Source organism: Bradyrhizobium sp. LTSP849 (assembly GCF_000938255.1).
In the GTDB taxonomy this organism is placed as follows: Bacteria; Pseudomonadota; Alphaproteobacteria; order Rhizobiales; family Xanthobacteraceae; genus Bradyrhizobium.
Genome location: NZ_JYMR01000001.1, coordinates 117004 through 142947 on the forward strand (window position 1 = coordinate 117004; position 25944 = coordinate 142947).

At 61.9% G+C, this 25944-nt stretch carries 28 protein-coding genes and 1 pseudogene; 12 read left to right on the forward strand and 17 right to left on the reverse strand.

Annotation, left to right across the window (positions count from 1 at the left end; translation table 11 throughout):
* Positions 1-111: 111 nt before the first annotated feature.
* Positions 112-945: an SDR family NAD(P)-dependent oxidoreductase gene (locus tag UB31_RS00555; RefSeq protein WP_045009419.1), complete on the forward strand. Its 834-nt coding sequence runs from the start codon at positions 112-114 to the stop codon at positions 943-945.
* A gap of 198 nt (positions 946-1143) precedes the next feature.
* On the opposite strand, the gene UB31_RS00560 is transcribed toward UB31_RS00555, so the two are convergent.
* A complete protein-coding gene (locus tag UB31_RS00560) occupies positions 1144-1950 on the reverse strand; it encodes a lytic murein transglycosylase (RefSeq protein ID WP_045009420.1) in 807 nt (268 codons plus the stop codon).
* Positions 1951-2104: 154 nt separating this feature from the next.
* Between UB31_RS00560 and UB31_RS00565 the strand changes: the two genes are divergently transcribed.
* Positions 2105-3040, forward strand: coding sequence for an OmpA family protein (locus UB31_RS00565; protein ID WP_502691242.1), 936 nt, complete (start codon positions 2105-2107; stop codon positions 3038-3040).
* A 546-nt stretch (positions 3041-3586) separates the two neighbouring features.
* Positions 3587-3823: a hypothetical protein gene (locus UB31_RS00570; RefSeq protein WP_045003598.1), complete on the forward strand. Its 237-nt coding sequence runs from the start codon at positions 3587-3589 to the stop codon at positions 3821-3823.
* An 18-nt stretch (positions 3824-3841) separates the two neighbouring features.
* Here UB31_RS00570 and UB31_RS00575 read toward each other — a convergent pair whose 3' ends face one another.
* Positions 3842-4222: a thiol-disulfide oxidoreductase DCC family protein gene (locus tag UB31_RS00575; protein ID WP_045009422.1), complete on the reverse strand. Its 381-nt coding sequence runs from the start codon at positions 4220-4222 to the stop codon at positions 3842-3844.
* A gap of 163 nt (positions 4223-4385) precedes the next feature.
* Between UB31_RS00575 and UB31_RS00580 the strand changes: the two genes are divergently transcribed.
* Both UB31_RS00580 and UB31_RS00585 read left to right on the forward strand, forming a co-directional pair.
* Complete coding sequence (locus UB31_RS00580; protein ID WP_045009423.1) at positions 4386-5138, forward strand: hypothetical protein; 753 nt, start codon at positions 4386-4388, stop codon at positions 5136-5138.
* A 39-nt stretch (positions 5139-5177) separates the two neighbouring features.
* A complete protein-coding gene (locus UB31_RS00585; RefSeq protein WP_045009424.1) occupies positions 5178-6680 on the forward strand; it encodes a hypothetical protein in 1503 nt (500 codons plus the stop codon).
* Between the two features lie 74 nt (positions 6681-6754).
* On the opposite strand, the gene rpoD is transcribed toward UB31_RS00585, so the two are convergent.
* The gene (gene rpoD / locus UB31_RS00590) at positions 6755-8896 is read right to left on the reverse strand and encodes an RNA polymerase sigma factor RpoD (RefSeq protein WP_045003600.1); all 2142 of its coding nucleotides are present in this window, start codon (positions 8894-8896) and stop codon (positions 6755-6757) included.
* 378 nt (positions 8897-9274) lie between these two features.
* Entirely contained in the window at positions 9275-11293 is a 2019-nt protein-coding gene (gene dnaG, locus UB31_RS00595; protein WP_045009425.1) for a DNA primase, read from the reverse strand.
* A 160-nt stretch (positions 11294-11453) separates the two neighbouring features.
* Between dnaG and UB31_RS00600 the strand changes: the two genes are divergently transcribed.
* The 3 genes from UB31_RS00600 (at position 11454) to UB31_RS00610 (ending at position 12663) form a co-directional block, all read left to right on the forward strand.
* Positions 11454-11771 (forward strand): BrnT family toxin, encoded by a 318-nt coding sequence (locus tag UB31_RS00600; protein WP_045009426.1) that lies wholly within the window; start codon positions 11454-11456, stop codon positions 11769-11771.
* Positions 11772-11790: 19 nt separating this feature from the next.
* Entirely contained in the window at positions 11791-12030 is a 240-nt protein-coding gene (locus tag UB31_RS00605; protein WP_245305488.1) for a BrnA antitoxin family protein, read from the forward strand.
* A gap of 69 nt (positions 12031-12099) precedes the next feature.
* Positions 12100-12663 carry a chlorite dismutase family protein gene (locus UB31_RS00610; protein WP_045009427.1) on the forward strand — a complete coding sequence of 188 codons (564 nt, stop codon included), beginning with the start codon at positions 12100-12102 and terminating at the stop codon, positions 12661-12663.
* On the opposite strand, the gene UB31_RS00615 is transcribed toward UB31_RS00610, so the two are convergent.
* From UB31_RS00615 to UB31_RS00625, 3 genes are all read right to left on the reverse strand, one after another.
* A complete protein-coding gene (locus tag UB31_RS00615; RefSeq protein WP_045009428.1) occupies positions 12660-13058 on the reverse strand; it encodes a gamma-glutamylcyclotransferase family protein in 399 nt (132 codons plus the stop codon). The two genes, UB31_RS00610 and UB31_RS00615, sit on opposite strands and share 4 nt — an antisense overlap.
* 225 nt (positions 13059-13283) lie before the next feature.
* The gene (locus UB31_RS00620) at positions 13284-14099 is read right to left on the reverse strand and encodes a transglutaminase-like domain-containing protein (RefSeq protein ID WP_045009429.1); all 816 of its coding nucleotides are present in this window, start codon (positions 14097-14099) and stop codon (positions 13284-13286) included.
* Positions 14100-15011, reverse strand: a complete 912-nt coding sequence (locus tag UB31_RS00625) for a transglutaminase family protein (RefSeq protein ID WP_045009430.1) — start codon at positions 15009-15011, stop codon at positions 14100-14102.
* Positions 15012-15103: 92 nt separating this feature from the next.
* Between UB31_RS00625 and UB31_RS00630 the strand changes: the two genes are divergently transcribed.
* Positions 15104-15910 (forward strand): N-formylglutamate amidohydrolase, encoded by an 807-nt coding sequence (locus UB31_RS00630; RefSeq protein WP_045009431.1) that lies wholly within the window; start codon positions 15104-15106, stop codon positions 15908-15910.
* Here UB31_RS00630 and UB31_RS00635 read toward each other — a convergent pair.
* The 4 genes from UB31_RS00635 to UB31_RS00650 form a co-directional block, all read right to left on the reverse strand.
* Positions 15907-16890, reverse strand: coding sequence for a DUF3592 domain-containing protein (locus UB31_RS00635; RefSeq protein WP_050044704.1), 984 nt, complete (start codon positions 16888-16890; stop codon positions 15907-15909). The two genes, UB31_RS00630 and UB31_RS00635, sit on opposite strands and share 4 nt — an antisense overlap.
* 82 nt (positions 16891-16972) lie before the next feature.
* Positions 16973-17590, reverse strand: coding sequence for a LysE family translocator (locus UB31_RS00640; RefSeq protein ID WP_045004201.1), 618 nt, complete (start codon positions 17588-17590; stop codon positions 16973-16975).
* Positions 17591-17640: 50 nt separating this feature from the next.
* Positions 17641-18186, reverse strand: a complete 546-nt coding sequence (locus UB31_RS00645; RefSeq protein ID WP_045009432.1) for a hypothetical protein — start codon at positions 18184-18186, stop codon at positions 17641-17643.
* Between the two features lie 2 nt (positions 18187-18188).
* Positions 18189-19529 (reverse strand): LVIVD repeat-containing protein, encoded by a 1341-nt coding sequence (locus UB31_RS00650; protein ID WP_245305925.1) that lies wholly within the window; start codon positions 19527-19529, stop codon positions 18189-18191.
* A gap of 221 nt (positions 19530-19750) precedes the next feature.
* Between UB31_RS00650 and UB31_RS00655 the strand changes: the two genes are divergently transcribed.
* Genes UB31_RS00655 through UB31_RS00665 form a run of 3 tightly spaced genes read left to right on the forward strand, consistent with a single transcriptional unit; the run spans position 19751 to position 21037 of the window.
* On the forward strand, positions 19751-20065 hold the full coding sequence (locus UB31_RS00655; RefSeq protein WP_045009434.1) for an ArsR/SmtB family transcription factor: 315 nt from the start codon (positions 19751-19753) through the stop codon (positions 20063-20065).
* Positions 20058-20528, forward strand: coding sequence for an SRPBCC family protein (locus UB31_RS00660; protein WP_045009435.1), 471 nt, complete (start codon positions 20058-20060; stop codon positions 20526-20528). The genes UB31_RS00655 and UB31_RS00660 overlap by 8 nt, the downstream gene beginning before the upstream one ends.
* Complete coding sequence (locus UB31_RS00665) at positions 20525-21037, forward strand: SRPBCC family protein (protein WP_045009436.1); 513 nt, start codon at positions 20525-20527, stop codon at positions 21035-21037. Before UB31_RS00660 ends, UB31_RS00665 begins: the two co-directional genes overlap by 4 nt.
* Before the next feature lie 18 nt (positions 21038-21055).
* On the opposite strand, the gene UB31_RS42415 is transcribed toward UB31_RS00665, so the two are convergent.
* The 6 genes and pseudogenes from UB31_RS42415 to UB31_RS00695 form a co-directional block, all read right to left on the reverse strand.
* On the reverse strand, positions 21056-21265 hold the full coding sequence (locus UB31_RS42415) for a hypothetical protein (protein ID WP_502691243.1): 210 nt from the start codon (positions 21263-21265) through the stop codon (positions 21056-21058).
* A gap of 491 nt (positions 21266-21756) precedes the next feature.
* Positions 21757-22200, reverse strand: coding sequence for a hypothetical protein (locus tag UB31_RS00675; RefSeq protein WP_045009437.1), 444 nt, complete (start codon positions 22198-22200; stop codon positions 21757-21759).
* A 2-nt stretch (positions 22201-22202) separates the two neighbouring features.
* A complete protein-coding gene (locus UB31_RS00680) occupies positions 22203-22571 on the reverse strand; it encodes a nuclear transport factor 2 family protein (RefSeq protein WP_045009438.1) in 369 nt (122 codons plus the stop codon).
* A 79-nt stretch (positions 22572-22650) separates the two neighbouring features.
* The gene (locus UB31_RS00685) at positions 22651-23121 is read right to left on the reverse strand and encodes a MarR family winged helix-turn-helix transcriptional regulator (RefSeq protein WP_045009439.1); all 471 of its coding nucleotides are present in this window, start codon (positions 23119-23121) and stop codon (positions 22651-22653) included.
* Positions 23122-23153: 32 nt separating this feature from the next.
* A pseudogene (locus UB31_RS00690) lies at positions 23154-24766 on the reverse strand (acyl-CoA synthetase).
* Between the two features lie 8 nt (positions 24767-24774).
* Positions 24775-25914, reverse strand: coding sequence for an epoxide hydrolase family protein (locus UB31_RS00695; RefSeq protein WP_045009440.1), 1140 nt, complete (start codon positions 25912-25914; stop codon positions 24775-24777).
* Positions 25915-25944: the final 30 nt, after the last annotated feature.

Consider the following 25944-nt stretch of genomic DNA (forward strand, 5'->3'; position numbering starts at 1 on the left):
GCTTGTGTGCGTCCGCCTCACGTGAGTTAAGGAGCGAACTCCCTTGCAGTTCGGTTCCATTCTGAAAAAATGTAAATCATAGTTCCCTATCAGAGCTTGACGGGAGGCATCATGACTGTGATTCGCGGCGCCGCGGCCATCACCGGAGCGGCCAGCGGCATCGGCCGCGCGCTCGCAATCGAACTGGCCCAGCTCGGCTGCGACCTCGCGCTTGCCGATCGCGACGAGGCCGGACTGAAGACTCTCGCCGCAGAGATCGGAGCTGCGCGCAAAGTCAGCGTGCATCGCGTCGATGTCAGCGAGCCCGGTGACATCGCCCGGTTCGCGACCGATGCGATCGCGGCGCATCCCTCGCTCAACATCCTCGTCAACAATGCCGGCGTGGCGCTGCTCGGCCAATTCGAGGAGATCGACCAGGCGCAGATGGACTGGCTGTTCGACATCAATTTCTGGGGTGTGGTGCATGGCACCCGCGCCTTCCTGCCGCACCTGAAGACGCAGGCAGAGGCGCACATCGTCAACCTCTCCTCGATCTTCGGCATCATCGCGCCGCCGGGTCAGGCAGCCTATGCGGCGGCCAAATTCGCGGTGCGCGGCTTCTCCGAGAGCGTGCGGCACGAGCTTGCGGTCGCGGGAAGTCCGGTGAAGCTGTCGGTCGTGCATCCCGGCGGCGTCGCCACCTCCATCGCGCGCAGTTCCCGCACCGGGATCGGCGTGACCGACAATGCCCGTCGCGCGCAGATGATCGATCGGTTCGAGAACGCGGCGAAGACCACGCCGAAGGACGCTGCGCTGCGCATCATCAAGGGCATCGAGAAGAACCAGCCGCGCATCCTGATCGGCAACGACGCCCGCTTCATGGACCTGTTGCAGCGCTTCCGCCCGGGGACATATTGGCTGCCGCTACAGCGCCGGCTGGAGAAGATGGCGAAGGGGACGAAGTGAGCGTGGGTGGGTGAGTGAAGCAACGCGCCTCACTCTCCGTCGTCGTCCCGGCGAAGGCCGGGACCCATAACCACCGAACTCGATTTGGCGAAGACTCGCAGTTCGGTACTCCCACCGTTCGCAACCGATAGATTCCGCGGTATGGGTCCCGGCCTTCGCCGGGACGACGCCGGAAAACCATTCGCCCTCCTCAACGCCTCACTGCCCCGCCAACCGATCCGCAAAATACCCGATCGTCTTGCGATAGATCACCGCCCTGTTCCACTCCCGCATGGCATCGAAATTGGCGGTGCCTTCGCCGTAAGGCTGGCCCATCTTGAAGCCGTTGGTGTGGAGCAGGTTCGCGGTCGAGGCGAGCACGTCGGGGACGCTGTGGCGGAGGTCGACGTGGCCATCGCCGTCGAAATCGACACCGTATTTGATGTAGGACGACGGCAGGAACTGGGTCTGGCCGATCTCGCCGGCGTAGGCGCCGATGAGGTCGCGCAGCGGCAGGTCGCCGCGTTGCACGATCTTGAGCGCGGCGAGCAGCTCACCCTGGAACAGCTCGGTGCGGCGGCAGTCATGCGCCAGCGTCGCGAGCGTGCGGATCACCGGCAGCTTGCCGATGTCGCCCTTGCCGAAGTCACTCTCCAGGCCCCAGATCGCGACCAGGATATGCCGGGGCACGCCGAACTGCTGCTCGATGCGCGAGAGCAGCGCCGCATGGCGCTGGAGCAGCGCGCGGCCGCCATTGATGCGGCCCGGGCCGACGCGGGTCGAGACATATTGCTCAAAGCTCTTGTTGAAGGTGTAGCGCTGGCGCCGGTCGAAGGCGAGCACGGCGCCATCCTCGGTAATGCCGCTGAAGGCCGCACTGGTCGTGCTCGCAGAGACGCCCGCTCCTTGCGCTTCCGAGGTCATGCTGGCGACGAAGCTGTTGAAGTCGCCGCCGCAACGCGCGGCCTCGGCTTGGCCGCCGGCCAGACAAACGACGAACGCGGTGGCGAGCGCGAATCTCAACATGTGGGGAAATCCTCAAATCTTGCGCGAAACAGCGCGCGATCATGCCCGGGAACCGGAGTCGCGTCAAAGCGGCAAATCCCCGCCAGAACCGATCGCTGCGTGCGCGCGACTAAAGATTTGCGTTCGCCCCCATCCCCAACTCTTCGAGATGACCATGCCCATTCCCTACCGAATGATCGCAGTCCTCGCGTTGCTCTCCTTTCACGCCATCACGGCCGCCTCAGCACAGACGCGCGACGTCGCAGGCGGACGGGACTATCCCGGCATCGGCCGCTTCACCGGCAGCGTCGTCACCGGCTATGTGGTGAAAGATTTTGACGCGGCGCGGATGCAAGCCGCCGCCTTCAAGGACGGCCAGCCCATCGACGCGCGGCGGCTCGAGGGCCGCATCATCCGCATCGCCTACCGCACCAATCCCGGCCCGTCGATCCTGGAAGTCTCCCGCAATTTTGAGACGCAACTTGCCAAGGCCGGCTTCGAGACCTTGCTCGCCTGCGACACCGACGCCTGCGGCGCTATTCCGTTCACGGAAGCGGTCGATACGCTGCCAGTCCCGCAGATGTGGGTCGACGGCTTCAACTACCGCTATTTTTCCGGCCGCAAGACCGAGGGCGGGCGCGAGACCTATGCCAGCGTCCTCGTCAGCCAGAACAACCAGGAGATCTATGCGCAGGTCACCGTCGCGGAGCTGGGCGCAATCGAAAACAAGATGGTCGATGCCGCCGCGATGGCCAAGGGGCTTGGCGAGACCGGCCACATCGCGCTCTACGGCATCTATTTCGACACCGACAAGGCGATGCTCAAGCCGGAGAGCCGCCCGACGCTGGAGCAGATCGCAAAGCTGCTCACCAGCCAGCCCCAGCTCAACGTCTTCATCGTCGGCCACACCGACAGCCAGGGCGCCTATGAGTACAATCTCGATCTGTCGAAGCGTCGCGCTGAAGCTGTCGCAGCCGAACTCGTGAAGAGTTTTCGGATCGCGCAAGCACGGTTGCGCACCGCCGGCGTCGGCTTGCTGGCACCCGTCGGCTCGAATGCGACGGACGCCGGACGCGCGCTCAACCGGCGGGTCGAGCTGGTGGCACCGTGAGGGCGGCGCGCACGCGCAACGTGACGTGCACATCGCAAAGCTGGAACTCATCTGCATGCACTAGATGAGACCTTCTGCACGCGCGCCGATGCACATCAACACGCATACGCGCGATGCGAGCGAACTCTCGCTGCATTGCGAGAGCAGAGAAAATGAACAAATGTTTCAGCTATCCAAGCATCTGCTTCGGGAGCACGCTGGAACCCGCGATGACCTTTGGCGCATATCAGACGCGCTCGCTGCGAGACCAACGCCGCCTCGATTTATCTTGCCACCTTATGGCGCAAGTTATAGTCTTCTATCCTAAGTTGTTGCCCTGCCAGCCCCGGGCGACACTGAAGACCAAAAATAAACGGCGGGCTTTTCGGCCCGCCGTTTATTGAGGCAAGGGTCCGATCTAAAGGTCGCATCGACCATACGAGGCGCCTGACGTGGCGATCGGGCGAACGGATTTCGTCTAGCAGTCGTGCAAAAAGCCCCTCAAACCGGCGCTGGCAGCTGCCAAAGTCATTTGACTATGGCGTCCTGATCGACGAAAAGCCCGCCATGGCCAAAAAACCTGGAACCAATCCCAAAGGCGAATTCGCCTTTTTCAACGTCTTCTACGAAGACGGCTCACAACGCTCCAACCGGCGCGTGCCTTCGGAATTGCTCGGAGGCCTCGACGGCGATGAGCCTGCCCGTGCCTTCATCATGGAGCAGGACCGCGAGATCGCCGAAAAATCCGGCCGCCCGCCGCTGGAAATCAAGAACCTCGACCGGGTCGGCGCGAAGAAGAAGTAGGCCGACCTAGGCAGGCGATCACCAGCGCCCGCTCCACTTGTTCCAGGCAAACAGCAGATCGGCAAACCGGTCATAGAAGAAACGCGTGAACGGCAATGCCACGCGATTGCCGAACAGCGCCGCAAGCCACCCCTCCCCCGGCGTTAACCGCCACAGCGCGATCGCAACATCCGCACCGACGGTAAGCCGACCGGCCTCATCGGTCGCGTGCAGGCGGCGCCTGATGTCGTCGAGCGAGGCGCCGAAGTGCGCCAGTGCATCCGGCTGCTCGTTGATGTCCCTGAACTCGACCGTGCCCGCGCGCACCAGCGCCAGCAGCTTGTTGCGCTGCCAGTCGATGCCGGCGTCACAGACGGGGCAGCGGGTGTTGTAGTAGACGGTGAGATGGGGGACGGACATGGCTTGAAGGGGCCGGGAGTCGGGCGGAAAGCAACAGGACGGCAGAACCAGCAAAACAACGACATTGAGTATAGAATGCTCTGGTCAGAAATGATCCAACGCCGAATATAGAATTTCCTTCACGTGGCCCACCATGTCACCAAATAGAAAAGATCGCAGGCGAATGGCGCGCAAGACGCGCCGATCGTCCGACCGCAGATCGATTCAGAACGACGAGGGACCGTTTCTTACGAAACACCCGTTTTCTGGCGTTCCCAGCGACGTCATTCGATCGGCAATAGGAGAGGTGGGCGCCAAGGCCGCAGCGGAGTTGCCGAACTTGCAACAGCAACTTCGTGGGATGCTACTGCGCTGCGAACCGACATACTTCTTAGCTAACATGGCACAATCCTACCTATTCGCCAGCATCGCGAGAGATGGAACGATCGACAGGCCTAAATATAAAGATGGCGCGCTACAGCAATTCCACCTCGAATTCGCACAAGCTGCTTTTCTAACCATCGACCCCAGCGACTTACAGCCCATTTTCGCGCATCCAAAAGACATCCAGGACATTTCGGATAAGCTGAGCGAATTACTCGATGCCTACAAAGAATCACGGTTTGCAATGGTAGGCGAAGCCCAATCAAAAGAAGAGCAATATCTGATTGCTTTACAAGAGAGGGTTCGATTGCACACTTTGGCCGTCAGAAACTGGGGTTACTATGAGCCCGCCCTAAATATCTTGAGAGGCGTCTTCGGCCCGTTAGACGATCATTGCGCGCGCTTGGTGGGCTTAACAGCTAAAGAATTGATCTCGGCATTCGACATCCTCTTAAGAGCGACCGAGCGAGAGTCAGCTTCATTCAGGCACAAACTTGCCGCGGCGTTTACTTGTAAATCAAAGCGCCAAATGATCGAGGAGTACCATCGCTAATTTAACATTCCGATCGAAACCGCCCAAAAGCTGATTGACATGGCCGAACGCGATAAATGGTCGCGCGAGAACGTGATTGCGATGCTACTCAGTCACAGCGGACTCTTCGCAACCGATACATTCCGGTTTTCAGCTACCGATATGGCCAAGCAGCTAGGCTGCTCACCCTCAAACGCTAGGACAGCGTTTGACTTCCTTTCGATCGAGTATGGGGGCCTGAAGGATTTTCCCTTTGAGAACATCTTTCTTGGAAATCCGATATGGGAGCGACCCGCTATTAAAGAAGCCGCTGATAGCTACTTCTGTTGCTTTCCTCAACTTTTCCCTGCTTTTGCGTTTCATATCTTCGACCGCATCTTTTCCCTGAACGAGCCAACGAAACAGCTTGTCGCCAAGCAACGAGCTGAATATCTCGAGAACGAAATTGCCAACTGCTTTGAGAATGCTTTTGGTACCCATACTATTCACCCGTCAGTTACTTGGAGCTACGAAGGGGCGAATTACGAAACGGACCTTCTGATCCAGGTCGACGCTCAACTCTTTATCGTTGAGGCTAAATCGAACAGAATTTCTTGGCCGGCGTTGCGCGGCGCACCTCAGCGCCTGAAGCGTGAGATAGAAGCCCTATTGATTGCTCCTGCAATACAGTCTCAGCGATTAGAAAACGCGCTACGCAAAAAGCAAAAGGGCGAACCCCAAGCATTCGAACTAGGTGTGAATATTGACCTAGCCGCAGTAAAAGAATTTCACCGGCTGTCCGTTACGCTTGAGGATTTCTCCACGATTCAATCAAACCTTAAGGCCATCGAAGGCACAGGCTTAATCGCGGACGACTTTCCAAAGGCACTCACAATCTCGCTGTCTGATCTAAAGGTCGTCTTTGAGATTTTGGACAACCCCGTTGAGAGAATGCACTATCTACAGAGAAGAAAGTCCATTCAGGAGAGCTGGGAATATCTGGCGGATGAACTCGACTTGCTGGGGCTCTACGTTGGAACTGGACTCATTGGGGTCGATTTCGAAGCCGGTAAAAATCGTCTAATGGCCATCGGAATGTCGCAGAAGATCGACGCCTATTTCGAAGCTCTTGACCAAAAAATCGAGACCCCGAAGCCAGCTCGAAGAATGACGAACTGGTTTCGGGCCATTCGTGATCGACTAGCGAATCGCAAGCCCCCGGGCTGGACTGAAGCCGCACTGGCTCTCCTTGATTTGGGATACGATGATCAACTCAAATTTGAATCTCATTTCAAATCCGTTTGTCGGGGATTAAAACGAAAGCGGCAAGATATCCACGTTAGACAGAATACCACTGTTGAATACCCTCCTATTTGGCGCAAAGTTGGCTTCGCGTGTGCTGCGTTCTATGAGGACGAGCGAGCCAAGCGGCACAACATTATGGACAATGCCTCCGTAAGTTTTTTCGAGAAATCTACGGCCAACGCCTGTCTAGTTATGGCCCAAGATGTGGAGGGAGCCGATTATCCCTATACGACCCTTGTGGTTTACTACCGCCCCGACGAAATTCCGGCGCCGATATAAAGAAAACGGCGGGCTTTCGCCCGCCGTTTTCATTTGAGTGACTGGCCGGATCGCATCCAGGCATGATGCCGAGATTAGTTATCCAAGAAACTCCGCAGCTTCCGCGACCGCGACGGATGCTTCAGCTTCCGCAGCGCCTTTGCTTCGATCTGGCGAATACGTTCGCGGGTGACCGAGAACTGCTGGCCGACTTCTTCCAGCGTGTGGTCGGTGTTCATGCCGATGCCGAAGCGCATGCGCAGCACGCGCTCTTCGCGCGGGGTGAGGGACGCCAGCACGCGCGTGGTGGTCTCGCGCAGGTTCGACTGGATGGCGGCGTCGATCGGCAGGATCGCGTTCTTGTCCTCGATGAAATCGCCGAGGTGTGAATCCTCTTCGTCACCGACTGGCGTTTCCAGCGACAACGGCTCCTTGGCGATCTTGAGGACCTTGCGGACCTTCTCCAAGGGCATGCCGAGCTTTTCGGCGAGCTCTTCCGGGGTCGGCTCGCGGCCGATCTCGTTGAGCATCTGGCGCGAGGTGCGCACGATCTTGTTGATCGTCTCGATCATGTGCACGGGGATGCGGATGGTGCGCGCCTGGTCGGCGATCGAGCGGGTGATCGCCTGCCGGATCCACCACGTTGCGTAGGTCGAGAACTTGTAGCCGCGGCGATACTCGAACTTGTCGACCGCCTTCATCAGGCCGATGTTGCCTTCCTGGATCAGGTCGAGGAACTGAAGACCGCGGTTGGTGTATTTCTTGGCGATCGAGATCACGAGACGGAGGTTGGCTTCCACCATCTCCTTCTTGGCCTGACGGGCTTCGCGCTCGCCCTTCTGCACGGAGTGCACGATCTTGCGGAACTCGACGATCTCAAGGCCGGTCAGCGCAGCGAGCTGATGCACCTCGTGGCGGAGGTCCTTGATGCGGTCCTTCTCGTGATGGACGAAATTCTTCCAGCCCTTGGCCGAAAGCTTCGAGACACGGTTGAGCCAGCGCGGGTCGAGCTCCGAGCCGGTGTAGTTGCGCAGGAAGTCTTCGCGCGCGACGCCATGGCTGTCGGCAAGGCGCATCAGGCGGCCCTCATGCGAGACGAGGCGCTTGTTGATGTCGTAGAGCTGCTCGACGAGCGAATCGATACGGGCCTGGTTCAGGCGCAGCGACTTCACCTCGACGATGATCTCGTCCTTCAGCTTCTTGTACTTGCGCTCCTGGTGCGGCGAGAGCGACTCGTTCTGGAGCTGGTTCTGGATGTCCTGCTCTTGAAGCTTGCGCAGCTTCTTGTAGCTGTCGGCGATCTTGTCGAAGATCTCGACGACCTTCGGCTTGAGCTCGGCCTCGATGGCCGCAAGCGACATCTGGTTCTCGAACTCGTCGTCGTCCATGTCGGACTCGGCGGCGGACTCGGCCGGATCCTTTTCCTCGCCGGCCTCAGTGCCGCCAGCAGGCACGGCACGGAACGGGGTCGGCGACGGCGGTGCTGCGGGCGGCGCGACATGCGCCGGCGCGCCCACGGCCGCAGCAGCCTGGCCGCCTTCGGCCGACGCTTCGCCGTTCTCGCCGTTGGGACCGGCAATCATGGCGGTGTTCATGCCGGCCTTGGCATCGGGGCCGGCATAGGTCGCTTCGAGATCGATGATGTCGCGAAGGAAGATCTTTCCTTCGTTCAATTCGTCGCGCCAGATGATGATGGCCTGGAAGGTCAGCGGGCTTTCGCAGAGCCCTGCGATCATCGCCTCGCGGCCGGCCTCGATGCGCTTGGCAATCGCGATTTCGCCCTCGCGCGACAGCAGCTCGACCGTGCCCATCTCGCGCAGATACATGCGCACGGGATCGTCGGTGCGTTCGCCCGGCTCGCTCTTCTTGACCTCGGTGACGGCCTTCTGCGTGACCTCGACCAGCTCGTTGTCGGTCTCGTCCTCGCCGCCCTCGTCCTTTTCCTCCTCGTCGCCGCTATCATCGGCCTCGGTGACGTTGATGCCCATGTCCGAGAGCATGGACATGATGTCCTCGATCTGCTCGGGCGAGGTTTGATCGGACGGCAAAACTTCGTTGAGCTGATCGAAGGTCACGAAGCCGCGCTTCTTGGCCTGCTTGATCATCTTCTTCACTGCCGCATCGGACAGATCGAGCAACGGCGACGGCGCGTCCTGGGAGTCCTTCTCCGGCGCGTCCGCTGCCTTGTCGTCTTTTTCCTTGTCCTTCGCCTGCAGCGTCTTTGCCTTGGTGGCCATCCATTGCTCCTAAACGCGCTTCATGCAGAAGGCTCACTGGCCCGCCCGCGTGAAATCACTTGAACCTGTTGCTCGACGCTCTCGCTTCGTCAGATCGCGACACGGAAAGGGCGGCGCACCCATCTCTCGCCACCCCGACCTTTCTCTCGCCGGATTTGCCTAACGCTTCGTGAGCCTCTTTGTCGCAGCGGATGCAGGTGAAGTGCCAACAGATATTGCGCGGATTCATTCCTGACGCGTCTGTTCTGCCTGCGGCCGCCTGGGGGCCAAAGTGCTACAAGACCGTTAAGCCTCGATTAACCCTGTTTTTGCCGCCAAACCTTGGATTTGGCGAGTCTTTTAGCGGTTCCGACCCCGGCCGTCCGCATGATTCTTTCATCACACGCTCTTCTGGAATCGGCCCGACAGCTCGCCAAAACCCTCGATCAGGGCCTCGGTGCCGTCGACCTCGGCCAGTCGGGCCTTGATGTCACGCAGCCACGCCATATTGGCCTCGCTGGGGTCCTCCCCCAAGGCCAGCTCGGCGTCTTTCAACTCTCTAAGTAGTGAATGGTACTGCCGATGCAAGGCAACGAGCTGGTGCCAGGTGGAGAGAACGTCGTCCCGGGCTGCGCCCTCGCGGGCGCCCCACACTGCCGCGGTCGTGATACCGCCCTCAACCCTTTGAAGAAGCTGTAAAAATCCCCCTTTCTCGATGTCGGATCGCATCTTCTCGGCCTGCTCGCCGGGGTCCGGCGAGTGGTGATGATCGTTGGCGAAAGCCGCGATGATCCCGGCCCTGAGCTTGTGGGCCTCGGGGTGGGCGAACTCCAGGGCAGCCACCTCCTCGAGGTGATCATCCAGCAGCCAGGGGTGGTTGATCAGGCTTTGCAGGATCAGGGCCTCGCGCCGGGAAATGGCGCTGCGCTGCCCCCGCATGATCGGACTTGATGCCAGTTGCGGGCTCGCCGCCTGGTAGGGGCCGGAGGGGAGCTGGATCGGCCCCGGCGCACCGCGGCGGCCTCCACCAAACCCCTGGCCGCCGAATCGATTCGGCTGCCCCCCGCCCCTCGGCTGGAATTGGCGCCCGGCCTGACCAGGACGGAAATTGCCGCGGCCGGCAAAGCCGCCGCGCCCGCTATCGGGGGCAAAGGCGCGCAGAAGCCGCTCGGCGAGATCCTGGCGATAATAGCGCCGGACCACCTCGTCGCGAATGCCGTTGGAGAGCTCCTTGATGCGCGCCTCCAGCGCGGCGCGGCGCTCGGGGGTGGCAAAGTTGCCGCCTTCGAGCTCGCGCGACCAGATCATGTCGGCGAGCGGACGTGCCGCCGCGATCACCTCCTCGATCGCGCCACGGCCGCCGGAGCGCGCGAGATCGTCGGGGTCCTGCCCTTCCGGCAGCAGTGCGAAGCGCAGGCTTTTTCCGGGTGCGAGAAACGGCAGCGCGAGATCGGCGGCGCGATACGCCGCCTTCTGTCCGGCGCGGTCGCCGTCAAAGCAGAGGATCGGCTCGTCCGCCATCTTCCAGAGCAGCGCGAGCTGGTTTTCGGTCAGCGCAGTGCCGAGCGGCGCGACGGCGCCTGCAAAACCCGCGGTGACCATGGCGATGACGTCGACATAGCCTTCGACCACGATCAGCGCGCTGCCGTCATGAGTCGCCTTGCGTGCCGTCTGGTGGTTGTAGAGATTGTCGCCCTTGTGGAAGAGCGGCGTCTCCGGCGAGTTCAAATATTTCGCCGGAACGTCCTTCTCCAGCGCGCGTCCGCCGAAGGCGATGACGCGGCCGCGCAGATCCGTGATCGGAAACATCACGCGATCGCGGAAGCGATCGTAGGGCACGGGGATGTCGTCGCCGGCAACGAGCATGCCGGTCTCGACCATGTCCTCGACGGAGACGCCGAGCTTGCCGAGATGCTCCTTCAGCGCGAAGCGCTCGGGCGGCGGTGGCGCGTAGCCGAGGCGGAACTGCAATTGCGTCGCCGGCGAGATCGCGCGGTCTGCAAGATAGCCGCGCGCCTTGGCGCCGACGCGCGATGCCAGCGTCTCGGCAAAGAACTTTGCCGCAAGCTCCATGACGTCATGCAGCGTGCGACGCCGCTGCTCATGCCGCGCCGCATCCGGCGTCACCGCCGGCAGCGGCAGCCCCGCCATGTTGGCAAGCCGCTCGACCGCCTCGGCAAACGGCAGGCCATCGGTCTCCATCACGAAGTTGATGATGTCGCCGTGTTTGCCGGAGGAGAAGTCGTGGTAAAAACCCTTCTGGTCGTTGACGTAGAAGGACGGCGTCTTCTCCTGCTGGAACGGCGACAGCCCCTTCCACTCCCGCCCCGCCTTCTTCAGCTTGACGCGCTTGCCCACGACTTCGGAGACCGAAAGCCGGGCACGCAGCTCGTCGAGGAATTGGGGCGTGAAGCGCATGGCGCGATGAAACTCTCTTGGCTTGGCCGCAAGCAGCGCCCCTCACCAGAGAGGCAAACTCTTGCCTTGCTTCAATCGCTCATTTAATGTTCTTGATATGTTCCGTCCATATCCACAGGCTTGATATTCCTGGAATACGATTGTATATACAGAGAAATTGATGTCCGACTTTGGCCTCCTCACGCCTGTGGGCTTCGAATGGGACGAGGGGAAGAGTCGGGCCAATCTGATCAAGCACGGTATCAGCTTCGACGACGCCAGTCAGATTTTCTACGGACCGGTCGTCGCAAAGAAATCAAACCGCAACAACGAGGAACGGTGGATCGCGATCGGAGAATTCAAGGATCGAATTCTGACGGTGATTTTTACCCGCCGAAACGAAGCGATCCGCATCATTTCAGCGCGACGTCCGAGGCCAGATGAAAAAAGAGCATATCGTGAAGCGTCGATGGGGCGATCGCCGCAAGGGAAACACTGATTGGGCCCGTGTCGATGCGATGACGGACGAGGAGTTGGAAGCCTCGATCGCAAATGATCCCGACTGGGCAGAGTTCAAGGACATCGATTGGTCGGACGCCGTGCTCGTGATGCCCCCCAGGAAAAAGGCCATCTCCATCCGGCTCGACGAGGACGTGCTCGCTTTCTTCAAGCGCGAGGGTGAGGGCTATCAGCGGCGCATGAATGCCGTGCTGCGCTCCTACATGCAGCAGAAGTCGAAGCCAAAGAAGCGGGCCTGATCCGGGGAAATCTTCGGAGGCTCATGACAGAGACCTTGAACCCAGCCCGGTTCCACGCTTCCATGGGCCATGTTCAGGACGTTTCGAGGTGGCCAGAGCGGGGGCTGGCGTGTGACCTCGGTTTCGCCCGTGACGGGCGAGCCCCTGCCTTTCATGCCGGCGCTGTCGGTGATCGACGGCAATGCCGTCTCTTTGCCACTGGTGCCCTCGCGCAATGCGTGGCGGCTGGTGGGCGCCCCGAGCTCGCTTCGCTACACCGAGCGCGCCGAGAAGCAGCAGCTCACCGCGGTGCAGGCCGGGCTCGGCCGGCTCGAGGCCACCTGCGCGGCGCTGATCCCGATCCGCAAGTCGCAGGCCTGGTGGGAGCTGACGCAGGAAGAGCGACGCAGGATCTTTGAGGACAAGTCGCACCACATCGCCAGCAGCCTGCGCTTCCTGCCCGCGATCGCGCGGCAGCTCTATCACTGCCGCGATCTCGGCGAGCCCTTCGACTTCCTGACCTGGTTCGAGTTCGCACCCGCGCATGCCTCACTGTTCGAGGAGCTGGTGGCGATGCTGCGGCGGACCGAGGAATGGACTTATGTCGAGCGTGAGGTCGATGTCCGCGTGGTCAAGGAAGTGCTGTCGGCTTAGTGCTCCAGGAAGCGGCCCGACTCGATGATGGGCAGATCAGTGACCGGCCAGTTGTAAATGTAGGTCCAGGCCTTCTCGATGGCGCCATCCAGACGCGTCACGTCGATCAGCTTGCGCAGATATTCGGTCGGCTCCGGAAAGCCTTCGCCGCAGGCCTCGTACATGTCGAGCTCACTCAGGAGCTCCTCGGGCGCACGGAGCTGAAAAAGCTCGCCGTGAACGAGATCGGACGGCGCGTCCGACAGCAGCAATCCCGGATAATGCTTCACCAGCACGAGCCTGCCGCGACAGGTCGCGTCACCCAAACAATCCGCATGGCCCGCGAGCAGCCGCGCCATCGGATGGTCGAAGCCGCGCATCAGGGTGCCGTAGACGAAGAGACGATCGGAGGTCATGGAGGTGTCTATAGCCGCGAATTTTGCGGAGCGACAGCGCTACACCTCACCGTCGTCCCGGCGAAGGCCGGGACCCATAATCACAGGGAGCAGTTTGACGAAGACTGGCAGTGAAAGAGCTCTACCGCGGTATTAACACCGCGCTTAACCGAGAGATCACGCGATATGGGTCCCGGCCTTCGCCGGGACGACGGCGGAGAGGCGTGTTGAGCGCTGACCAACACCTCACCCCGCCTTCGCCACCTCGTCGCTCACCACTTCGAATTTCTTCAATTCCATCCGGCCAAAGCTGGTCGACAGCGCGACGTCGGCGGCGTCGCGGCCCGTTCCCATCAGGATGCGGCCCTTGCGGGGGACGTTGTGGCGGGCGTCGAAAGTGAACCATTTGCCGGAGAGCCAGACCTGAAACCATCCGGAAAAATCCATCGGAGACGGATCCGGCGGAATGCCGATATCACCCATATAGCCGGTGCAGTAGCGCGCCGGAATGCCCATGCAGCGGCAGAACGTCAACGCGAGATGCGCGAAGTCGCGGCAGACGCCGGTCTTCTGCTCGTAGACGTCGTGCGCCGACTTCATGTGATGGGCATGCTCGTAGCCGAACGCGACGTGCTTATGCACGAACTCGGTGATCGCGCAGACTCGCTTCCAGCCCGGCTCCGTCTTGGCGAACAGCGACCAGGCGATGTCGGTGAGCTTGTCGGTCTCGCAGTAACGGCTCGGCATCAAATAGAGCATCAACTCGTTCGGCAGCTGCTCGATCGGGAGTTGCTGCGCGCCCGGCATCACCTCGTCCGGCAGGCCGGTGTCACGCACCCGCGCGCGGCCCTTCAGCGTCACGCCGCCGGCCGGCGCGACGAGGCGACCGCACACATTACCAAAACCGTCGTGATAGAAGCGGATGGGAACGTCGGGCTCCGCGACCACCGTCTCCTTGCCGATGATGTCGGCCTGCCGCGAGGGGTGGATGTTGAGCATGATCACCATCGGTGTCGGCTGCGCTGCCGCGTAGGTGATCTCGAAGCCGACCTTGATCTCCATCTACAAAACCTCTGCCTCCATCTCCTGGTCGCTGTCCTGGTCGTCGGAGACCACCTTGATGTTCACGTCCATGGCCTCGAAGGCATCCCCTGGGCCGATATAGACGCCGTACAGCGGGATCGCCTGGCGCGGATCGCGGGCGACCGCGACACGGATCAGGTCGCGGGTGCCGACGATGCCGTTGGTCGGGTCGAACTCGATCCAGCCCGCGCTCGGCAAATAGACCTGCACCCAGGCGTGCGTCGAGCCACCGCCGACGTGATGTTCCTCGATATCCTCCGGCACGAAGATGTAGCCGGAGACGAATCGCGCCGCGAAGCCGAGATGGCGCAGCGCTTCGATCATAAACAGCGCATAGTCCCGACAAGTTCCCGTGCCCGACTGCAAAGTGTCGAGTGGATGCTGCGTGCCCGGCTCATGGCGCTTGCGGTATTTGAACTGCTCGCGGATGCCGTGGGTGATGCCGCTGAGGATCTTGAAGGTCGGCGACGGCGAGTCTTCATCGAGGAAGCCGCGCGCCCACTCCGCGATCTCGTCGTTGGGATCGGCATATTGCGGCGTGATGTACTGGACGAGATCCGGAAACTCCTCGTCGTCATAGACGAAGGGATAGAAAAAGGCGGGATCGTCCGGTGTCAGCGCGAACTCCTCCACCGGATTGTGTTCGACGGTGACGTGCCAGTCGAAGGTCAGCGTGTCCGCACGCTCGTCGAAAGTCGCGATCGCGACCGAATTGCCGAACACGTCGTGGATCCAGCGCAGCGACATCGGCGTCGGCGAGATATCGAGCTGAGAGTCGAGCACGCGCAGATCATGCCCGTCGCGCGGACGCAGCATGATCCTGTGCTCGCCGAACGCCACCGGGCGGTTGTAACGATATTCGGTCTTGTGATGAATCGTCAGTAGCGGCATCGTCGGGCGATCATGGTCATTTTGGACAGGGCAATCTATACCGATTCCTGCCCAATTTTCGGGGTCGACTGCTTTTTCCATAGGCAATCAGGATGGCTTTAGACACAGCTGAGGCGGCCGATCAACTCCTCGGCAAGGGCGACATGCCGCCAGTGCATGAGGTGAATGCAGGGGGAGCATCGCCCTTCCTGCTCACCTCAGATCATTACGGGCGGATCCTGCCGCACGCGCTCGGCGATCTCGGCGTCGCCGAGAGCGAACTGACGCGGCACATCGCCTGGGATATCGGCATTGCCGGTGTCGCCGAGCAGCTCTCAGAGCTGCTCAATGCGCATCTGGTCGCGCAGCGCTATTCGCGGCTGGTGATCGACTGCAACCGCCCGCCCGGCGCGGTGAGCTCGATCCCGGTGATGTCCGAGGCAACGTCGGTCCCGCGCAACGAGGGAATTTCGGAGCAGGAGCGTGAGGCACGGCGGCGCGAGATTTTCGAGCCTTATCATCACCGCATCGATGCCGTGATCGACGACCGCGTGCATGCGAAGCGGCCAACGGTGCTGGTGTCGCTGCACAGTTTTACGCCGATCTATGCCGGCGTCGCGCGGCCCTGGCACATCGGCGCGCTCTACAACCGCGACACGGTGCTGCCGCGGCTCCTGCTGAAGCATCTCCACGCCGAGAGCGACTTGGTCGTCGGCGACAACGAGCCCTACGCGGTGAGCGACCTCACCGACTACACCATCCCCGTGCACGGCGAGGCGCGCGGCCTGATCAACACCGGCATCGAGATCCGCCAGGATTTGATCGGCGATCAATCCGGCCAGCAGCAATGGGCCGAGCGGCTGGCGCGGATTTTTGCTGAGATCGAGGGGGAGTTGCGGGCGGAGAGGTTGGTCGACTAACCGCCGCGCGTCGCGACGAACAGGGCCAGCGCGGCGAAGATCGCGGCGATGCCCCACAGCACGTAGGCAATGCGGCCGTCGCCGCGTGCGTCGAGCGTGGCCTCGGCCGGATTGTCCGGATTGACGTGAACCTCAACGCTGGCGCCATCCTGATAGCGCGACATCAGCTTCTCCAGCATCTTGTTGGAGGCCGACGGTGTACCGGCTGCCACTCGCGCGCATTCATTGGTGTAGCGGACATCCCGGTAGTTATAGGTGTAGGTCACTCGCTTGCCGAACATCTCGACGCCACGGCCTCCGCCCGGCTCGCTCGCCTCGTGATATTCCTCCATCTCCGACAGCTTGATCGTACCCGGCACCACCGGCCAGCGCGTCGCCATCGACGTCTGCCGCCGCACGGCAAACCCCATCAGTCCAATGACGAGGCCAAAGGCACCGAAGCCGACGACCAGGCCAGCGAGATCGGGACGCGCGATGTGATGCGCAAGATAGGCGTAGCTCTGGTTGAGGCCGAAGGCAGAGCCGAAAATGATGGCAATCACAATTGCCGTGCCGATACCGAGACAGCCCCACAGGCCTTTGGGCAGATCACGCTCGAGCACGGCCTGATCGGGATGGCGCGGATTGTAGTAGACGGTGACAATGCTGCCGGCGGGATATTTCGCGAGCTGCTCGGCCACCTGGAAATTGCCGAGGTCCTCGCCGATCGAGATGCGGTTGCAGCGAAGCTTCCGGCCAGCGACCGAATATTCGTAGGTCACGTTCGCAAAATTGCGGCTCTCGAGGCGATAGCCCTCCTCGCGCTCGTCATCGGACACCCTGACCTCGCGCACCTCGGCGACTGAGGTGACCGCCTTGCCTTGTGCTTGCGGCCAGCTCCGCGCCTCGCGGGCCTGCCAGGTCTTCACGATGGCCGCAATCAGGATGAGTCCGAGCGGTGCGAGCAGCATCGCATAGACGAACCAGGGCAAATCGGGCACGGCAAATCCTTCGTCAGCGGCAATGCCCGGTTGGACGCGTCGCCGCCGAGAAAGGTTCAACCCGAAGCGAGGTGAAAGCGGGCTATTTCGCCCGGATCAACGCCAGCCAGATGCCGCCGCCGATCATGAAGCCGCCGGAGACGCGTGACACCATGCGGGTGCGGCGCGCCGAGAAAAAGCCGCGGACCTGTCCGGCAAGCAGCGCGTAGATTCCGTCCGTCAAGCCGGCAAGCACCATGAAGGTGATTCCGAGCACCAGGACCTGCGACAGGTGATCCTTGCTCATATCCATGAATTGCGGAATGAACGCGCCGAAGAACACCAGCAGCTTCGGGTTCGACAACGCCACGACAAAGCCCTGTAAAAGGAAGCCACCACGAGGGGGAGGCGGTGGCGCGTCGGTATCGACGCCCTCAACCGGAGAGCGGATCAGCTTGATGCCGAGCCAGACCAGATAGGCCGCGCCCGCAAAGCGCACCCAGTTGAACCAATAGCCCATCGTCGCCATGAGCGTGGTGAGGCCCACTGCAAGTATGCCAATCACGATCAACAGCCCCAGCTGCACGCCGAGAATGTTGGTCAGCGCCGCGCGCGTGCCGTGACGCAGGCCGTTGGCGATGACAAGGGTGACGATCGGCCCAGGCAGCAGCGCCAGCGCGATGCAGGCGGCAACGAAGGCGAGATAGGCTTGCATGGACATCATGGTGAGGACTCGAGCTGAAGGCGTTTACTTGTATTAATGCATGACACTCAGTGTCCGTCCAGCGCCGCAGCCACCCACGTTTCCATCTCCTCCGCCTCCAGAAACGCGAGCGCCGCATGCTGCATCGCGCTGGCGTCGCCACGCCCCTGCGCCGCCGCGACGAAGAGATCGCAGCGCCGTGAGACGGCAATGCCGATCGCGGCGCGGCTCACACTGTCATCAATGGCGAGATCATACCGTCGCGCGCGACCGCGCATCTCACCGAGATGCACCAGCTCACCCGGGGCAGTCGCAGTAAACCGCGGGGTGATCAGATCGATATCGGCAACGCGATCGACCTCGTCGTCATCTGCGACGCCGCTGTCGCAATTGCAGAAGCCGCGCTTGGCGCGGACGTAGAGCTCGACGCCGTCGCAGCCACCGCCTTCGCAGCGAAACGCGCGGCCCGCCGGCCAGCCGTCGCGCGAGAACGGCCAGGCGATCTCGCGCCAATGCGCTGATGCTTGCCCAAGCGGCGGCGCAAGCTGATACGCGCCGACGCCGGACGCGCCGAGCGCCGCCAGGACGAGCGCGATGGTCACCGCACGCCGCATCGTCAGTTCTTCGGCAGGCCGGCGACGGCGCGTGCCGGCCCGGTCAGCTCCAAAACGTGCAGGCCGGTGTTGGCGCGATCGACGATGTAGATGTAGCCGCGGTCATCGGTCTCGACATTGTTGGTCTGGATCGCGACCTTGCAGCGCTCGCCACCCTCGACCGGAATGCAGCGCTTGTCGGTCGCCTGCGTGATCGCAGGAATGAAATAGCCGACTTCCTTGGGGTGATAGGGATCGCGGATGTCGAGCGCGCGCACCCCGGCATTAAAGAAGGCGATGAAGGCCATCTTCTTGTAATAGACCGGCGCCATGCTCTCGTTCGCCGAATGCGAGCCGAAGCGGCCGCCGCGCTGGCAGAACTGCCCGCTCGCCTCCGGCACGGTGTAGCTCGAGATCATCATCGGCCGCGTCTCGGTGGTGACGTCGGCGAACCACACCATCTGCCGCGCCTCGCCGCATTCGTTGAGGATCGCCTCGTCCACGATCATCACGATGTCGCGGGTCTTGCCGTCCTTGTCCTCGGCGAACTCGGCTACCGGCATGTCGAGCATCGGGAACGTGGTGTGGGCACCGTTGAACGCGGACATCGGCATCCGCGAGATCTCGGGATAACGCAGATTGTCCGGCGTCGGCTCTTTGCCGCCGTTCAATAGCTTCTCGCGATCGACGATCTGCAAAATGCCGCCCTTGTTGGTGCCATAGCCGAAATAGACGCGATTGCCGGTGGGCCCGGTCGAGATCGGCCCGTGCAGTTCGGTCGGCACCGCGCCGGTCGAACCGGGCTCCTGACCCGGCAGGCCGAAATCCCTGATCTTCTGCGGATGGGCGGGATCGCTGAGATCATAGATCTGCGTCATGCGGCGGGTGCGCCAGTCCGGCGCGCCCGAAACGAGATAAGCGATGCCGGTGTCGCACTCCCACCAGCTCTTGTGCGTGTCCTTCAAGCCGCCAAGGCGCGTGATGAGCACGGGGCTCGCAGGATCGGCGACATTCCAGATCTCATGCGCCTCACTGCCGAAAGTGCGCAGCATATAGACCGCATTCGGATCGCCCTTCGGCAACGACTTGCCGTCGCAGACGCGCACCATCTGCGCGCCGCCGGATTCATATTTGCCTTCCTGCCCCGGCAGGTGCCGCAGATATTTGGGATGCGCGGGGTCAGTGACGTCGACGATCGAGGTTCCGTTCGGCTCCGCCTGCCCCGTCATCGGATTGACGGGCGCGGGCACGTCATCGGTGCCGCCGTGGTGACCGATATAGGCGATCCAGCGATTACCCTGGTGATGGATGGTCGGCTGATAGGCGCTGCGCGCCTGGAGATCGTTGCTGCCGACCAGCTTCATGTTGGAAGCTTCCGGCGGCGCGCCGATCGTTTGCTTCTGCGCGTGAACGAGAGTGCTGCTGGCGAAAAGGACGAGGCAAGCAGCAGTTAAGACGCAACGGAACATAAGAGCCCTCCCGGAACCAATCTGCGTTGGCTGAGCTTCAAGGCTAACACAACCAATTGTGGGCGCCAAAGACACCAAATTGACATGCAACCAATTGGTTGCTTATTATCACTGCCATGGATGAGGTCTTCAAAGCGCTCGCCGACGCGTCACGACGGTCGCTGCTGGACAGCCTTCACGCCAGGAACGGCCAGACGCTGAACGAACTCTGCGAGGGCCTCGCGATGACGCGCCAGGCCGTGACAAAGCACCTTGTCATTCTGGAAGAGGCCAATCTGGTCACGACCATCAGACATGGCCGCGAGAAGCTGCACTATCTCAACCCGGTGCCGATCCATCAGATCGGCGAGCGCTGGATCAAGAAATTCGAGCGCGGCAAGCTCGCCGCACTCAGCGAGTTGAAACGTCAGTTGGAGAAGCGCGATGAGTAAGCCCCAATTCGTCTACGTCACCTACGTCGAGACCACGCCGGAGCAGCTGTGGGAGGCACTGACGTCGAGCGCGTTCACAAAGCAATACTGGTTCGGCGCCGAGGTCAGGTCTGACTGGAAGGTCGGCTCCCCCTTCGCGCTATTGCTGGACGGCGAAACCACCGATTCCGGCGAGATCCTCGAGGCCGATCCACCGCGGCGGCTGTCCTACAGCTTCAAGCATCAGAAGTTCGAAGAGCTCCGCGGTGAACCGATCTCGCGCGTCGTCTTCACGCTCGAACCCTTCGGTTCGCTCACGCGCCTGACGGTGCTGCATGACGGCTTCGTCGAGGGCGGCAAATATCTCGGCGCCGTCTCCAACGGCTGGCCCGCGATCCTGTCCGGGCTCAAGAGCCTGCTGGAGAGAGGCCAGATGCTCGCCATTCCGCGCGCCGCGCTCAACAAGGGATTTGACGCGAAATGAACCTCGATCAGTTCAAGCCGCTCACGGTCTATACGATTTACATCGCCTCCACGCCCGAGAAGGTTTGGGAGGCACTGACCTCGGCCGAGTTCAGCCGAAAGTATTTCTCCGGCTTTGCGGTGGAGATGGAGCCAAAACTCGGCGGCACCTTCATCGTGCGCGCGCCTGATGGTTCGCTGCACATCTCTGGCGAAGTCTTCGAATACGATCCGCCGAAGAAGCTGACAGTGACGTGGAACGTCAACTGGCCCGATCTCGTCGCAAAACTCGGCACCACACTCGTGACCTACGAGATCGAGCCTGCCGGCGAGGCCGTCCGCCTCACCATGAGCGAGCGCCACGACCGCGCGCTCAGCGACGACATCCTCTCCGGCGGCCGCACCGGCTGGCCCGCGATCCTGTCGGGACTGAAGAGTTTGCTGGAGACGGGAAAGGCGCCGCAGATCAAGATGGCTCCGCCGGCGCAGATGCTTGCGGCATTGAAGGCGATGGGAATCAAGACGCCGTAGCGGCCGCAATCTGCGCCCTCATCGCTTCTTCGTTACCAGCGGCGGATGAATCTCGTCGATCTTGCGACGGCAATCCCCTTCCGAGCCGTGCGGGCCCGAGACAAAGGTACCGCTGACCCTGATCGCGTACCAGCCTGACTCCACGCCGAGCCGGAGCGCTTCGTCTGTCTTGACGTGCCGTGGGGAGAGAGCTTGCATCAGCTGCTTTCGGTTGGCGTTCGATCTCATATCGAATCGCGCTGGAATCTTTCAAGCATCCGCAGCACGAGCCTGCCGCATCCGACTCAACCGCCGTAACGGGCAACATGCGCAACGATCGCCGTTGCGACGTCGTGATGATTCGGCTCCGCGGGTGCGAGGAATGAGTGGCTTCGCGTCGCGCGCGTGTCGTCGTGTGCGCAGAGACGACCGCTCTTTCCGACATCGGCGCACCGTGCGCGCAATAACTGCAATTAGCTACCGTTTTCTCGCACGCGCCATGCTTTTGAAGCGCGAAATCGCTTTCGATCGAATAAGATCGTCGAAGCCTTGTGTTCGACCGCTTCGTAGCCGTTGCGTCCGGCTCCCCTCTTACGCCACCTGCACCACCAACCCGTCGATAAAGATGCCACGCCACCGGATCGACCTTGCCCGAGATGGGCATCAGCCTCCTCCCTCACGCGATCTTCGTTGGGCGGTCAGCAGATACCGCCATTCCTTCACCTCAAGCGCCGCGCTTGTCAGGGGCGCGAGACGAGCGGGAGCGCCACACCAAGATTGGCCGCGAACAGAGCCGCATCGATGACGAAGATCCTGAGCATTGGCCCCTTCAACACGGGCCAGTAGGCCACTCCGACGCGTCCTCCGCGCATCAGGACCGGAAGGTTATAGGCGAACTGGCTGAAATGGCAGGCAGCAAAGAACAGGAACAGCACAAGCTGCGCTTCGATCCTCTGGAAGAAGGACGGACGAGCTGCCAGAAGATAGAGCGACAAAATCCCGATCGGCAGATTGATCCCGCCCAGGAACGCCACGCTGGCCGCCAAGGTCGGCGCGATCGGATTGCCGCGCTCTTCCCGTGGCAGCAATATCTTCAGCGTGTTGCGCTGGGCAATGCTGAACTGGACGAATGCGCCGCCGAACCAGAGCGCGTTGAGAAGCAGTACGACATCCGAAAGGCGCATGGCTATTTTCCGTAAAAGGCCTCGCTGCGCACCACGCGGCCGGCATCGTCGAAATCCATGAACTCGCTGGCGCGTGTATCGTCCAGTTGCCACCACACCGTCAGTCGCGCGATCGTGTCGTCCCAGCTCCAGTTCAGGATCTTCAGGTCGGCACTCTCGACGTGACCATAGGCTCTCTGCCAATAGGCACGGATGTTTTCGGCGCCCGTGACGATGGGGGAATCGGTCAGCTTCAGCGCGAGAGGGCTGCGCATCTCCGCATTGTCGGCAAGATGCGCCACGACCGCTTCGATATCGACCCTGCACCAATTCGCGCACCATGCCGCGACAAAGCATTCAGCGGCAGCGCGATTCATTTTCTCTGCGCCCATGACGCGGCCCTCCCCGGTTCGTTGCCCGGAGGGTGGCAAAGCTCTCGTCTCATGTCAACTATGTTGACTTGAGGATTCGTCAGTTGTTGTCGGCGATCGTCTCCATGACGGCCATCCATGCCGCCGCACCGGGCGTCCCGACGCGATCAAACGCCTCGCGCAGGACCTTGCGCTCGTGATCCGATGCCTTTTGCTCGATGCGTCGCCCGGCGTCCGTCAGACGCAACAGTTTGGAGCGATGCTGCTCGGGCGACCGCTTCGACGTCAGGAGCTTGCGCTCCAGCAGCAGGTTGAGCGGCCTGTTCAACGCCTGCTTGGAAATGCCGAGGATCTCGATCAGCGAACCGATCGCGATATCGGGCCGGCGCGCCACCACGTAAAGGATGCGATGGTGCGGCCGCGACAGGCCTTGCTTCGCAAGATACGCATCGGCCTCCAGCGTCATCCCGCGCCAGCCGTAATACATGAGCTCCAGCGCCGCATCCAAATCATGCAGCTTCTTGAGCGAGGCGCGGTGATGCCCCGCGGCGTGAGTGGCAATTTTTTGCATGAGCTGACCGCGTCGAATCTGGCGAAGAGAAGCTACCCTAGCGCCCGCAGCTCGCGCCGCAACACCTTCCCCGTCGCCGTCATCGGCAGAGTCTCGGCAAACTCGACGAAGCGTGGATACTCGTGGGCGGCGAGCTGCACCTTCACAAACTCCTGGATCTCCCGCGCGAGTGCGTCGCTGCCGGTAAAGCCGGGGCGCAGCACGATCCAGGCCTTGATCGACTCGGTGCGGATCGGATCGGGGATACCGACCACCGCGGCCATCGCCACCGACGGATGCTTCATAAGGGTATGCTCGATCTCGGATGGGCCGACACGCGGTAGCCGGCGGTGGTGATGACGTCGTCCTCGCGGCTGACGTACCAGAAATAGCCGTCCTCGTCCTGCACGCCGAGATCACCGGTGAGCAAGAACTCGCCGGCATATTTCTTCGCCGTCGCTTCCGGATTGCGCCAGTATTCGATCATGGTGACGGGACAGGGCTGCCGCACGCCGATGATGCCGCGCTGGCCCGTGGGCAGCTCCTCGCCCTTGTCGTTGACGATGCGAACGTCAAAACCCGGCGTCGCCTTGCCCATCGAGCCCGGGCGGATCGGAAACAGGTTGGAGTTGCTGCCGATCACCAGATTGCACTCGGTCTGGCCGAACACCTCGTGCGCATCGATGCCGAAGGTCTCGCGCACCCAGCCCAACAATTCGCCGCCGAGCGATTCACCGCCGGTAAAGATGCTGCGCAGCTTGACGCCGGAATGCTTCACGCCGGCCTGCCGCATCAGCTTCAGTGCAGTCGGCGGCAGGAAGACGTTGCGGACGCCGAGATCGGCCATCATCTGCATCGCCGCCTGCGGCTCGAATTTTCGCGCGCGATGACCGACCAGGGGGATGCCGTGGTACCAGAAAGCGAACAGACCGTTGACGAGACCGCCGATCCAGGCCCAATCCGCCGGCGTCCACATGAGGTCGCCGGGCCGCGGCAGGAAGTTGTGGCACATCTCGACATTGGGCAGATGACCGAGCACGACGCGATGCGCGTGCAGCGCGCCCTTCGGATTGCCGGTCGTGCCCGAGGTGTAGATGATCAGCGCGGGATCGTCGGCCGAGGTGTCGACGCTTGCGAAGTCTTCCGAGGCGGTTTCGATCGCCGACCAGAACGGTTTTGCGCCGGCGTGAACGGCGCCGCTCGTGACGTAGATGTCTTGCAGGTAGGGCAACCGGTCGCGGACCTTTGTGAGCTTCTCCCAGCCGGCCTCATCGGTGATGATCGCCCTGGCTTGTGAATTCGACAGGCGGAATTCCAGCGCGTCCTCGCCGAACAGTGCGAACAGCGGGACCGAGATCATTCCGGAACGAAACACGGCGAGATGCGCGATCGGCAATTCCAGGGACTGCGACAGGAACACGGCGACACGATCGCCGCGCGCGAGTCCATCGGCCTTCAGCACATTGGCAAAGCGCCGCGACATCTCCGCGACCTCGTCGAACGAGGTGCGCGTGATGGCGCCGTTCTCGTCGACATAGACCAGCGCGAGGCGGTCGGTGCCGTCGGCGTGGCGGTCGCAGCACGCTTCCGCCATGTTGAAGCGCGCCGGGACGTCCCAGCGGAAGTTGCGATAGAGTTCGTCGTAGGTTGCGGCTTCGGTCAACATGGCTTGGCTCACCGCACGGTCGCAAAGAACTTGCGGACCTCGCCGACATACAGCTCCGGCTGCTCGAATGCGGCGAAATGCCCGCCCTTCTCCATCTCGCTCCAATGCGTGATGTTGGGGAAGTTCGGCTCCATCCAGCGCCGCACCGGCGTGATGATCTCCTTGGGGAACACGGCGACGCCGGTCGGCACCTTCACGAGCGGCGTCGTCCGGCGCTTGCCGAAGCTCTCCCAATAGAGCCGTGCCGAGGAAGTCGCCGTCTCCGTCACCCAATAGAGCATGACATTGTCGAGCAGCTCGTCCTTGTTGAAGATATTTTCGGGATGGCCGTCGCAATCGGTCCAGGCCCAGAACTTTTCCAGAATCCAGGCCGCCTGCCCGCTCGGCGAATCCGTCAACGCGTAGCCGAGCGTCTGCGGCCGCGTCGATTGCTGCTTCGAATAGCCGGAATCGAGATCGACATAGTGCTTGAGGCCGGCGAGCGCGCGCTTTTCTTCCGGCGTCGGCTCGCCCTCGACCTTCGGCGCTGCGTTGAAGGCGAGCGTGATGTGGATGCCGGCGCAATGCTCGCCGTCTTGCATGCCGAGCGAGGTCGTCACCGCCGAGCCCCAGTCACCGCCTTGCGCGCCGTACCTGATATAGCCGAGCCGGTCCATCAGCTTCGACCAGGTCGCGGCGATGCGGTCGACGCCCCAGCCGGTGGTCGTGGGTTTGGCGGAGAAGCCGAAGCCCGGCAATGAGGGGCAGATCACGTGGAAGGCATCCGCGGGATCGCCGCCATGCGCGGCGGGATCGACCAGCGGTGCGATCACCTTCTGGAATTCGACGATCGAGCCGGGCCAGCCATGGGTGATGATCAGCGGCAGTGCGGACGGTTCTTTCGACCGCACGTGCAGGAAGTGGATGTCGAGCCCGTCGATCTCGGTGGTGAACTGCTCGAAGCGATTGAGTTTGGCCTCGCGCGCCCGCCAGTCGTAGCCATCAGCCCAGTAGCCGCAGATCTCCTGGATCCATGTCAGCGGCGCGCCCTGGCTCCAGTCATCGACCAGCTCCGCCTCCGGCCAGCGCGTGCGGGCAAGACGCGATTTGAGATCGGTGAGGATGTCGTCGCCGATGGCGATACGGAACGGTTTTATGGCGCCGGTCATCGTTGCCTCCCGATTTTTCTTGTCGAAGAG

Bases quoted from the DNA above. Each gene is read 5' to 3' on its own strand.
- UB31_RS00660 (WP_045009435.1), top strand. From the start codon at position 20,058: ATGAGTAAGCCCCAATTCGTCTACGTCACCTACGTCGAGACCACGCCG.
- UB31_RS00650 (WP_245305925.1), bottom strand. From the start codon at position 19,529: ATGAAGCTGGTCGGCAGCAACGATCTCCAGGCGCGCAGCGCCTATCAG.
- UB31_RS00600 (WP_045009426.1), top strand. From the start codon at position 11,454: ATGTCCGACTTTGGCCTCCTCACGCCTGTGGGCTTCGAATGGGACGAG.
- UB31_RS00665 (WP_045009436.1), top strand. From the start codon at position 20,525: ATGAACCTCGATCAGTTCAAGCCGCTCACGGTCTATACGATTTACATC.
- UB31_RS00680 (WP_045009438.1), bottom strand. From the start codon at position 22,571: ATGGGCGCAGAGAAAATGAATCGCGCTGCCGCTGAATGCTTTGTCGCG.
- rpoD (WP_045003600.1), bottom strand. From the start codon at position 8,896: ATGGCCACCAAGGCAAAGACGCTGCAGGCGAAGGACAAGGAAAAAGAC.
- UB31_RS00640 (WP_045004201.1), bottom strand. From the start codon at position 17,590: ATGTCCATGCAAGCCTATCTCGCCTTCGTTGCCGCCTGCATCGCGCTG.
- UB31_RS00555 (WP_045009419.1), top strand. From the start codon at position 112: ATGACTGTGATTCGCGGCGCCGCGGCCATCACCGGAGCGGCCAGCGGC.
- UB31_RS00580 (WP_045009423.1), top strand. From the start codon at position 4,386: ATGGCGCGCAAGACGCGCCGATCGTCCGACCGCAGATCGATTCAGAAC.
- UB31_RS00605 (WP_245305488.1), top strand. From the start codon at position 11,791: ATGACGGACGAGGAGTTGGAAGCCTCGATCGCAAATGATCCCGACTGG.
- UB31_RS00570 (WP_045003598.1), top strand. From the start codon at position 3,587: ATGGCCAAAAAACCTGGAACCAATCCCAAAGGCGAATTCGCCTTTTTC.
- UB31_RS00585 (WP_045009424.1), top strand. From the start codon at position 5,178: ATGGCCGAACGCGATAAATGGTCGCGCGAGAACGTGATTGCGATGCTA.
- UB31_RS00565 (WP_502691242.1), top strand. From the start codon at position 2,105: ATGCCCATTCCCTACCGAATGATCGCAGTCCTCGCGTTGCTCTCCTTT.
- UB31_RS00620 (WP_045009429.1), bottom strand. From the start codon at position 14,099: ATGGAGATCAAGGTCGGCTTCGAGATCACCTACGCGGCAGCGCAGCCG.
- UB31_RS00645 (WP_045009432.1), bottom strand. From the start codon at position 18,186: ATGCGGCGTGCGGTGACCATCGCGCTCGTCCTGGCGGCGCTCGGCGCG.
- UB31_RS00615 (WP_045009428.1), bottom strand. From the start codon at position 13,058: ATGACCTCCGATCGTCTCTTCGTCTACGGCACCCTGATGCGCGGCTTC.
- UB31_RS00695 (WP_045009440.1), bottom strand. From the start codon at position 25,914: ATGACCGGCGCCATAAAACCGTTCCGTATCGCCATCGGCGACGACATC.
- UB31_RS00575 (WP_045009422.1), bottom strand. From the start codon at position 4,222: ATGTCCGTCCCCCATCTCACCGTCTACTACAACACCCGCTGCCCCGTC.
- UB31_RS00610 (WP_045009427.1), top strand. From the start codon at position 12,100: ATGTTCAGGACGTTTCGAGGTGGCCAGAGCGGGGGCTGGCGTGTGACC.
- UB31_RS00675 (WP_045009437.1), bottom strand. From the start codon at position 22,200: ATGCGCCTTTCGGATGTCGTACTGCTTCTCAACGCGCTCTGGTTCGGC.
- UB31_RS00560 (WP_045009420.1), bottom strand. From the start codon at position 1,950: ATGTTGAGATTCGCGCTCGCCACCGCGTTCGTCGTTTGTCTGGCCGGC.
- UB31_RS42415 (WP_502691243.1), bottom strand. From the start codon at position 21,265: ATGAGATCGAACGCCAACCGAAAGCAGCTGATGCAAGCTCTCTCCCCA.
- dnaG (WP_045009425.1), bottom strand. From the start codon at position 11,293: ATGCGCTTCACGCCCCAATTCCTCGACGAGCTGCGTGCCCGGCTTTCG.
- UB31_RS00655 (WP_045009434.1), top strand. From the start codon at position 19,751: ATGGATGAGGTCTTCAAAGCGCTCGCCGACGCGTCACGACGGTCGCTG.
- UB31_RS00685 (WP_045009439.1), bottom strand. From the start codon at position 23,121: ATGCAAAAAATTGCCACTCACGCCGCGGGGCATCACCGCGCCTCGCTC.
- UB31_RS00630 (WP_045009431.1), top strand. From the start codon at position 15,104: ATGGCTTTAGACACAGCTGAGGCGGCCGATCAACTCCTCGGCAAGGGC.
- UB31_RS00625 (WP_045009430.1), bottom strand. From the start codon at position 15,011: ATGCCGCTACTGACGATTCATCACAAGACCGAATATCGTTACAACCGC.